The organism is Intrasporangium sp., from assembly GCF_030452765.1.
Classification (GTDB): Bacteria; Actinomycetota; Actinomycetes; order Actinomycetales; family Dermatophilaceae; genus Intrasporangium_A.
Window position 1 is genome coordinate 1 of record NZ_JAKDLO010000184.1, and the last position, 8,478, is coordinate 8,478.

The following is an 8,478-nucleotide window of genomic DNA, read 5'->3' on the forward strand; positions in this document are numbered from 1 at the left end:
GCGACATGCCTTGCGACATGACTGGGCACCCGCGACATGCCTTGCGACATGACTGGGCACCCGCGACATGACTGGTGACATGACTGGGCACCCGCGACATGCCTTGCGACATGACCCGTGACCAGGCGCTGGCACATCCCAGAGGCGCCCGAGAGCGACCCGACCCGTCAGAACGCGGCGCCGGGGTTGAGGATGCCCTGGGGGTCGAGGGCGTCCTTGATCCGGTGGGTCAGGGCCATCACGTCCGGGCCGAGCTGCTCGGGCAGGGCGGCTTTCTTGAGCCGGCCGACGCCGTGCTCGCCGGTGATCGTGCCACCGAGCCCGATCGCGAGACGCATGACGGCCTCGAAGGCATCGGCCGCGCGCCCCTTCGCAGCCGCGTCGCCGCGGGGGTAGACGATGATCGGGTGGGTGTTGCCGTCGCCGGCGTGCGCGACGACGGGGATCTGGACGTCGTGCTCCTGGGCGATGGCGGCGATCCCGGTCAGCAGCCTGGGCAGCAGAGGCACCGGCACGCCGACGTCCTCGAGCATGAGCGCGCCGAGCCGTTCGATGGCCGGGAATGCGGCCCGTCGAGCCGCCGCGAACAGCTCGCCCTCGGCCGGGTCGTCCGTGACGAAGCACTCCTTGGCCCCGGCGTGCTCGCAGGCAGCCCGGATCACCTCGATCTCCTCCGCACGGGCGGCGCCCGGCGCATCGGACTGGGCGATGAGCAGCGCCCCGGCGGTCCGGTCGAGACCCATCGGCTGGTAGTCCTCGACGGCGCCTATCGAGGCGTTGTCCATCAGCTCCATCATCGAGGGCCGCAAGGTCCGTCCCACGGCGACGACCGCATCGGCCGCGGCCTCGACCGTGTCGAAGATCGCCACCAGCGTGGCCGGTCGGGCCTGGGCGGGCACGAGGCGCAGGATCGCCCGCGTGACGATGCCGAGTGTCCCCTCGCTGCCGACGAAGAGCTTGACCAGCGACAGGCCGGCGACGTCCTTGATCCGCTTGCCGCCGAGGCGCACGAAGGTCCCGTCGGCGAGCACGACGTCGAGCCCGAGGACGTAGTCGGTCGTGACGCCGTACTTGACGCAGCACAGGCCGCCGGCGTTGGTTGCGACGTTGCCGCCGATCGAGCAGATCTCGAAGCTCGACGGGTCGGGCGGGTACCACAGACCGTGCTCGGCGGCCGCCGCCTTGACCTCGGCGTTGAAGGCCCCCGGCTCGACGACCGCGGTGCGGGTCTCGACGTCGATCTCGATCGAGCGCATCCGGTCGAGCGAGAGCGTGAGGCAGCCGTCGACCGCGCACGACCCACCGGACAGGCCGCTGCCCGCGCCGCGCGGCACGACCGGCACGCCACGCTCGGCGGCCCAGCGGACCGCCGCCACCACGTCGTCCGCGCCGGCGGCGCGCACCAGGCACAGCGGCATACCGGCTGACTCCGACTGTGTCCAGTCGCGCCGATAGTTCTCCACGGTGGCCGGGTCGGTGCTCAGCGCGCCTTCGGAGAGGGCGGCACGCAGGTCTTCGAGACTCGTTGCGTCCACAACGTCACCGTAACCACAGAAGCGTGAAGCTGGAACGAACAGAACGCGGTATGCCGCTGCGCTGCCTTTCGCTCGACGCCACGGTCGTAGGTTGGATCCATGGGATGGCTCTCGCGTGCGACGAAGAAGACCAGCGGCGGCGACTCGATGGGGCCACCCGTCCCGGTCCCGCCGCCCGCTGCCCAGGCCACGGCACCGCCTGTGGCCGGGACGGGCGGGTCGGCCGAGACGCCCGGGCACCGTGGACCCGTCGTCACGGTCACGTCCTTCGAGCAGGCCCCGACCGAGCTGACCTGGCAGCTGCCGGTGGTCGGTGAGCTCTACCGGCTCATGGCGGGCCCGGACCGGTCCGACTACTCGGTCATGGTCCTCGAGCGGCCGATCCACTTCTACCCACCCGAGGGATTCGACGTGGAGCGCGTCCCCGGCGACCGGCGGGTGCCCGACCGCAGGGGCCGGCCGATGGTGCGGGTCCGCGCGCTCGTGGTCTGCTCGCGGTTCGTGGGCCAGCAGCTGCACCCAGGCATGCGCGACCTGGCCGTCAACATCGCGTACGTCATCGACGAGCGGGTGCTGAGCGACCAGAGCCTCGACCTGTCCACGATCGAGTACGCGGCCACCGGCCTGCTCAGCGAGGGTCGGGTCGGGACCGAGCAACAGGGAGCGGACAAGACCGAGCGCGAGGGCGCACACCAGCCGGAGCCGCCCGTGCAGAGGGTCCCGGAGGGCCCCGCAGCGGAGCCGGCGACGCAGTCGGCGACGACGGTGGAGCCCGCCACGGAGGCACCGGGGACGGTCGTGACCGAGGCGCTGGCAGCGGAGCTGGCCGTCGACGTCCCGGCCGCGCCGGGGGAGCCCGGCCCGAGCCGCGCCACGGGCGACTGGATCCTCGGCGAGGCGGCCAGGGTGCTGTGCGAGGGCGTCGAGGCCGAGCGAGGCAGATCTGTCGAGCGCCTCACGGCGCGGCTCACCCTCGATGCCGAGGGTGGCATCGTGGGCCTGGCCGGAAACGCAGACGGGACCGCGCCCGTGCCGACCCGCGAGACCTGGGGCCGGCTGCGTGCCCTGCTGGGTGGGCTGCCCGCCGTCAGCGACGCCCCGATCGAGACGCTGTCGGTGAGCGTTGCCGACGGCCACCTGTCGTGGGAGGCCGGCCGGCGCAGCTGACCCGGAGGCGTCCTTCGGGTGTCCGCGCGAACCGATGGTGGGTGCGGGGGCGCTCCAGTCGAATGGCGGGGTCAACGCAGGTGGCGGCCGGCCGCTCGGAGGACCGCAGCCGTGACGAGGTCGAGCGCCGCCGACCCGAGCTTCCAGACCTGCCAGTGCAGCTGAACCTCCTCGGTCCAGGTGGGGTCCAGCGTGAAGAGCCGGCCCTGAGGGTCCTGCAGGTCGGGCACCATGCCCCAGGCGACACCCGCGCGGACCATGGCGACGTACTGGACCGAGTCCGGGACGAAGTGCTCAGGTGGGCGCGCCCCGGGCGCGACGGCGTCCAGCAGCCGGTACTGGTGCACGTCCTTCTCGTCGTAGTGCAGGACAGGGGCCCTCCTCATCGCCTCCGGGGTCGGGCCGTGCGGGAGCCACGTGCGGATGAACCGGCGGGAGGCCTTGGCCCGGTACCGCATCGTGCCGAGGCGGTGGACCTGGCAACCCTGCACCGGTGCCGGCTCGGCCGTCACCGCGGCCATGACCTCGCCCGACCGGAGCAGGTCGGCCGTCACCGCCTCGTCGTCCCGCCGCAGGACGAGCTCGAGCGAGGGCTGCCGGCACAGGTCGATGACGGCCGCCGAGAGCCAGGTGGCGAGGGAGTCGGCATTGGCGACGACCGGCACGCGCACCCGGCTCTGCGAGCCGGGCTCGCTCGCCCCGGCCATGAGCACCGACGCCTCGTCGAGCAGGTGCGTCACCTGACGGGCGGTGCGCAGCAGCACCTCGCCCTGACGTGTCGGCCGCACCGGTTTCGAGCGCTGGACCAGGACCGTCCCCACGCCGGCCTCAAGGGCCTTGATCCGCTGGCTCACGGCCGACGGGGTCACGTGCAGCAGGGCCGCGGCACGCTCGAAGGTCCCGCCGTCCACGACCGCCACGAGAGCCCTGAGCTGCTCCCCCTCCATGAAGCGATACTAATGGTGATGCAGGAACATTCGCTTCACTTCATGTACGAGGTTCGGATAGCGTCCTTTCGTGTCCATGTTCATTGCACCTGCGTTGGCCGGCCTCGGCACCGGCGCCGGGCTCATCATCGCCATCGGCCCTCAGAACGCGTACGTGCTCCGGCAGGGGCTCAGACGGCACGGGGTCGCCGCCGTCATCGCCGTGTGCGTGCTGTCCGACCTCGTACTGATCGCGGCCGGCGTGGCCGGCATGGGCGCCGTGGCCGGACGGTTCCCGTCCCTGCTCGAGCTGGTCCGGTGGGGCGGGATCGCTTTCCTGCTCGGCTACGCCGTGCTCGCCGGCCGCCGAGTCCTGCGGCCGACGGGTCTCGCACCGGGCGCCGCTCCGGCCACCTCGCGGGCCGGGGTCGTCCTGACCGCGATGGCGCTCACCTGGCTCAACCCGGCCGTCTACCTGGACACGATGGTGCTGCTCGGGTCCGTTGCCGCCACGAAGGGTGACCCCGGACGGTGGGCGTTCGGGGCCGGGGCGATGGTGGCGAGCGTGCTGTGGTTCCTCCTGCTCGGGCTCGGGGCACGCGGCCTGAGCACGGTGCTGTCGAGACGTTCTGTCTGGCGGTGGGTGGACGGGCTGATCGCTGTCCAGATGGTCGTCGTCGCGACCGGCCTGCTCGTGGCAAGTCCTTGACGTGTAGGCCCTGAGGGGTCCATAGTTTTGGCGTCCCTGCAGGACTCCCGGCTCGAGGAGTGTCGAGGTCGACTCGAACTCCGCCCCTTGACTCGGTTGGACTTCTCTGCCCTCTTTGGGTAGGCTAGGCCTTTGCGCTGCCTATGCCCTCCATCCGCGACCCATGATCGGTTCGTGAGACCGCTCCGGTTTGTGCCGGCTCGTGTCTCCACCCTGACCGGGACCCGCGGACGAAGTGCTGCGACAACGCCGATCTGAAGACTCGAAAAGGCCCGTGGAAGGACCCTCCTTGGCTGCCTCGCGTACTGCGACGAACATGTCCACCGCACTGACCCCTTCGGGGCGTCTGTCTTTCGCGAAGATTCGCGAACCACTTGAGGTCCCCGACCTTCTGGCCCTTCAGACGGAGAGCTTCGACTGGCTGCTCGGCAACGAGCGCTGGCAGGCTCGTGTCGCTGCCGCCAAGGCCGAGGGGCGCACCGATGTCCCCGACCGATCCGGTCTCGAGGAGATCTTCGAGGAGATCTCCCCGATCGAGGACTTCAGCGGCTCGATGTCGCTGTCGTTCCGCGACCACCGCTTCGAGGAGACCCGCAAGACGATCGAGTCGTGCAAGGAGCGCGACCAGACCTACGACGCGCCGCTCTTCGTCACCGCCGAGTTCATGAACATGACGACCGGCGAGATCAAGAGCCAGACCGTCTTCATGGGTGACTTCCCCCTGATGACCGAGCGCGGGACCTTCATCATCAACGGCACCGAGCGGGTCGTCGTCAGCCAGCTCGTGCGCAGCCCGGGCGTCTACTTCGAGCGCACGCCCGACAAGACGTCCGACAAGGACATCTACACCACCAAGATCATCCCGAGCCGCGGCGCCTGGCTCGAGTTCGAGATCGACAAGCGCGACATGGTCGGGGTCCGCGTCGACCGCAAGCGCAAGCAGTCGGTCACCGTCCTGCTCAAGGCGCTCGGCTGGACCGAGGCCCAGATCCTCGAGGCGTTCGGCGACTACGAGTCGATGCGCCTGACCCTCGAGAAGGACCACACCGAGGGCCAGGACGAGGCCCTGCTCGACATCTACCGCAAGCTGCGTCCGGGCGAGCCGCCGACGCGTGAGGCCGCGCAGGCGCTGCTCGACAACCTCTACTTCAACGGCAAGCGATACGACCTGGCCAAGGTCGGCCGCTACAAGGTCAACAAGAAGCTCGGGCTCGATGCGAGCATCAACGACTCGACGCTGTCGATCGACGACGTCGTCGCGACGATCCGCTACATCGTGGCGCTGCACGCCGGTCAGGACACCGTCAAGGGCATGCGGCACGGAGAGGAGGTCGACCTGCCGGTCGAGGTCGACGACATCGACCACTTCGGCAACCGCCGGCTGCGCTCCGTCGGCGAGCTCATCCAGAACCAGGTCCGCACCGGACTCTCGCGGATGGAGCGGGTCGTGCGCGAGCGCATGACGACTCAGGACGTCGAGGCGATCACGCCGCAGACCCTGATCAACATCCGCCCTGTCGTGGCCTCGATCAAGGAGTTCTTCGGCACCTCGCAGCTCTCCCAGTTCATGGACCAGAACAACCCTCTCGCCGGCCTGACCCACAAGCGACGCCTGTCGGCGCTGGGCCCGGGCGGCATCTCGCGTGACCGCGCGCAGATGGAGGTCCGTGACGTCCACCCGTCGCACTACGGCCGCATGTGCCCGATCGAGACGCCGGAAGGCCCGAACATCGGGCTGATCGGCTCGCTCGCGTCCTACGGGCGGATCAACGCGTTCGGCTTCATCGAGACGCCGTACCGCCGGGTCGAGCACGGTGTCGTCACCGACACGGTCGACTACCTGTCCGCCGACGAGGAGGACAAGTTCATCGTCGCGCAGGCCAACGCCGAGATCGGCGAGGACGGCCGGTACGTCGACGAGCGGGTCCTCGTGCGCACCAAGGGCGGCGAGCCCGAGCTCGTCCCGGGTGAGGACGTCGACTACATGGACGTCTCGCCGCGGCAGATGGTCTCCGCCGCGACCGCGATGATCCCGTTCCTCGAGCACGACGACGCCAACCGGGCCCTGATGGGCGCGAACATGCAGCGCCAGGCCGTCCCGCTCGTCAAGAGCGAGGCGCCGCTCGTCGGCACCGGGATGGAGTACCGCGCCGCACTCGACTCCGGTGACGTCGTGCGCGCCCGGAAGGCTGGCGTCGTCCAGGAGGTCTCGGCCGACCTGGTCAACGTCGCCAACGACGACGGTACCTACCAGACGTACCGGATCGCCAAGTTCAACCGGTCCAACCAGGGCACCAGCTACAACCAGGTCGTGCTGGTCGACGAAGGGGACAAGCTCCAGGCCGGCGACGTCATCGCCGACGGGCCCGCAACCGAGGGCGGCGAGATGGCTCTCGGACGCAACCTGCTCGTCGCGTTCATGTCGTGGGAGGGCCACAACTACGAGGATGCGATCATCCTGTCCCAGCGCCTCGTGCAGGACGACGTGCTCTCCTCGATCCACATCGAGGAGCACGAGGTCGATGCCCGCGACACGAAGCTGGGCCCGGAGGAGATCACCCGGGACATCCCGAACGTCTCCGAGGACGTCCTGGCCGACCTCGACGAGCGCGGCATCATCCGGGTCGGTGCCGAGGTCCGTGACGGCGACCTGCTCGTCGGCAAGGTCACCCCGAAGGGCGAAACCGAGTTGACGCCCGAGGAGCGGCTGCTGCGTGCGATCTTCGGCGAGAAGGCCCGCGAGGTGCGCGACACCTCCCTGAAGGTCCCGCACGGCGAGACCGGCACCGTCATCGGCGTCAAGGAGTTCCGCGCCGACATGGGCGACGACCTGCCTCCGGGCGTCAACCAGCTGGTGCGTGTGTACGTCGCCAACAAGCGCAAGATCACCGACGGTGACAAGCTCGCGGGCCGCCATGGCAACAAGGGCGTCATCTCCAAGATCCTCCCGGTCGAGGACATGCCGTTCCTGCAGGACGGCACGCCGGTCGACGTCATCCTCAACCCGCACGGCGTGCCGCGACGGATGAACCTCGGCCAGATCCTCGAGCTGCACCTGGGCTGGGCCGCGAGCCGTGGCTGGAAGGTCGACGGAAAGCCCGGGTGGGCCGCCCAGATCCCGGTCGACGCGCGCGAGGCGACCCCGGGCTCACGGGTCGCGACGCCGGTCTTCGACGGCGCGTCCGAGCAGGTCATCATGGGCCTGCTCGACTCGACGCTGCCGACCCGCGACGGGGTGCGCCTGATCGACCACACGGGCAAGACCCGGCTGTTCGACGGTCGCTCCGGCGAGCCGTTCCCGGAGCCGGTCTCGGTCGGCTACATGTACATCCTCAAGCTGCACCACCTGGTCGACGACAAGATCCACGCCCGCTCGACCGGCCCGTACTCGATGATCACCCAGCAGCCGCTCGGCGGTAAGGCCCAGTTCGGTGGCCAGCGCTTCGGTGAGATGGAGGTCTGGGCCCTCGAGGCCTACGGCGCGGCCTACGCGCTGCAGGAGCTGCTGACGATCAAGTCGGACGACGTCAACGGGCGCGTCAAGGTGTACGAGGCCATCGTCAAGGGCGACAACATCCCCGAGCCGGGGATCCCGGAGTCCTTCAAGGTGCTCATCAAGGAGATGCAGTCCCTCTGCCTCAACGTCGAGGTGCTGTCCAGCGACGGGCAGGCCATCGAGATGCACGAGGCGGAGGACGACGTCTTCCGTGCCGCCGAGGAACTCGGCATCGACCTGTCCCGGCGTGAGCCGAGTTCGGTCGAAGAGGTCTGAGTCGTGCCGGATGCCGCGTGCCGGCTCGGTGATCCCGCCGAGCCACACGGCATCCGGGAACCCTCGAGGATCCCTTCACATCCGCAGACCTGAGTGACGAACAGAACGAAAGAAGGAAGCACGAAGTGCTCGACGTCAACTTCTTCGACGAGCTTCGAATCGGCCTTGCCAGCGCCGATGACATCCGCCAGTGGAGCCATGGCGAGGTCAAGAAGCCCGAGACCATCAACTACCGCACCCTGAAGCCGGAGAAGGACGGACTCTTCTGCGAGAAGATCTTCGGCCCCACCAGGGACTGGGAGTGCGCCTGCGGGAAGTACAAGCGGGTGCGCTTCAAGGGCATCATCTGTGAGCGCTGCGGCGTCGAGG

General features: G+C 69.4%; 6 protein-coding genes. 4 read left to right on the plus strand and 2 right to left on the minus strand.

Annotation, left to right across the window (positions count from 1 at the left end):
* Nucleotides 1-167: 167 nt before the first annotated feature.
* Entirely contained in the window at nucleotides 168-1,535 is a 1,368-nt protein-coding gene (locus L0H79_RS18325; RefSeq protein WP_301486083.1) for an FAD-binding oxidoreductase, read from the minus strand.
* Nucleotides 1,536-1,634: 99 nt separating this feature from the next.
* On the opposite strand from L0H79_RS18325, the gene L0H79_RS18330 reads away from it, so the two are divergent.
* Nucleotides 1,635-2,702, plus strand: a complete 1,068-nt coding sequence (locus L0H79_RS18330) for a hypothetical protein (RefSeq protein ID WP_301486084.1) — start codon at nucleotides 1,635-1,637, stop codon at nucleotides 2,700-2,702.
* A gap of 71 nt (nucleotides 2,703-2,773) precedes the next feature.
* Here L0H79_RS18330 and L0H79_RS18335 read toward each other — a convergent pair whose 3' ends face one another.
* Nucleotides 2,774-3,649 (minus strand): LysR family transcriptional regulator ArgP, encoded by an 876-nt coding sequence (locus tag L0H79_RS18335; protein ID WP_301486085.1) that lies wholly within the window; start codon nucleotides 3,647-3,649, stop codon nucleotides 2,774-2,776.
* Between the two features lie 76 nt (nucleotides 3,650-3,725).
* On the opposite strand from L0H79_RS18335, the gene L0H79_RS18340 reads away from it, so the two are divergent.
* The 3 genes from L0H79_RS18340 to L0H79_RS18350 all read left to right on the plus strand — a co-directional run.
* Nucleotides 3,726-4,337 carry a LysE/ArgO family amino acid transporter gene (locus L0H79_RS18340; RefSeq protein ID WP_301486088.1) on the plus strand — a complete coding sequence of 204 codons (612 nt, stop codon included), beginning with the start codon at nucleotides 3,726-3,728 and terminating at the stop codon, nucleotides 4,335-4,337.
* A gap of 289 nt (nucleotides 4,338-4,626) precedes the next feature.
* Nucleotides 4,627-8,109, plus strand: coding sequence for a DNA-directed RNA polymerase subunit beta (rpoB, locus tag L0H79_RS18345; RefSeq protein ID WP_301486086.1), 3,483 nt, complete (start codon nucleotides 4,627-4,629; stop codon nucleotides 8,107-8,109).
* Nucleotides 8,110-8,234: 125 nt separating this feature from the next.
* Nucleotides 8,235-8,478 (plus strand): hypothetical protein (locus tag L0H79_RS18350; RefSeq protein ID WP_301486087.1); only part of this gene is annotated, 244 nt, incomplete at its 3' end.

What these genes read in the sequence shown, in the direction of transcription:
- L0H79_RS18335 (WP_301486085.1), bottom strand. Translation starts at nt 3,649, where the DNA reads ATGGAGGGGGAGCAGCTCAGGGCTCTCGTGGCGGTCGTGGACGGCGGG.
- L0H79_RS18330 (WP_301486084.1), top strand. Translation starts at nt 1,635, where the DNA reads ATGGGATGGCTCTCGCGTGCGACGAAGAAGACCAGCGGCGGCGACTCG.
- L0H79_RS18340 (WP_301486088.1), top strand. Translation starts at nt 3,726, where the DNA reads ATGTTCATTGCACCTGCGTTGGCCGGCCTCGGCACCGGCGCCGGGCTC.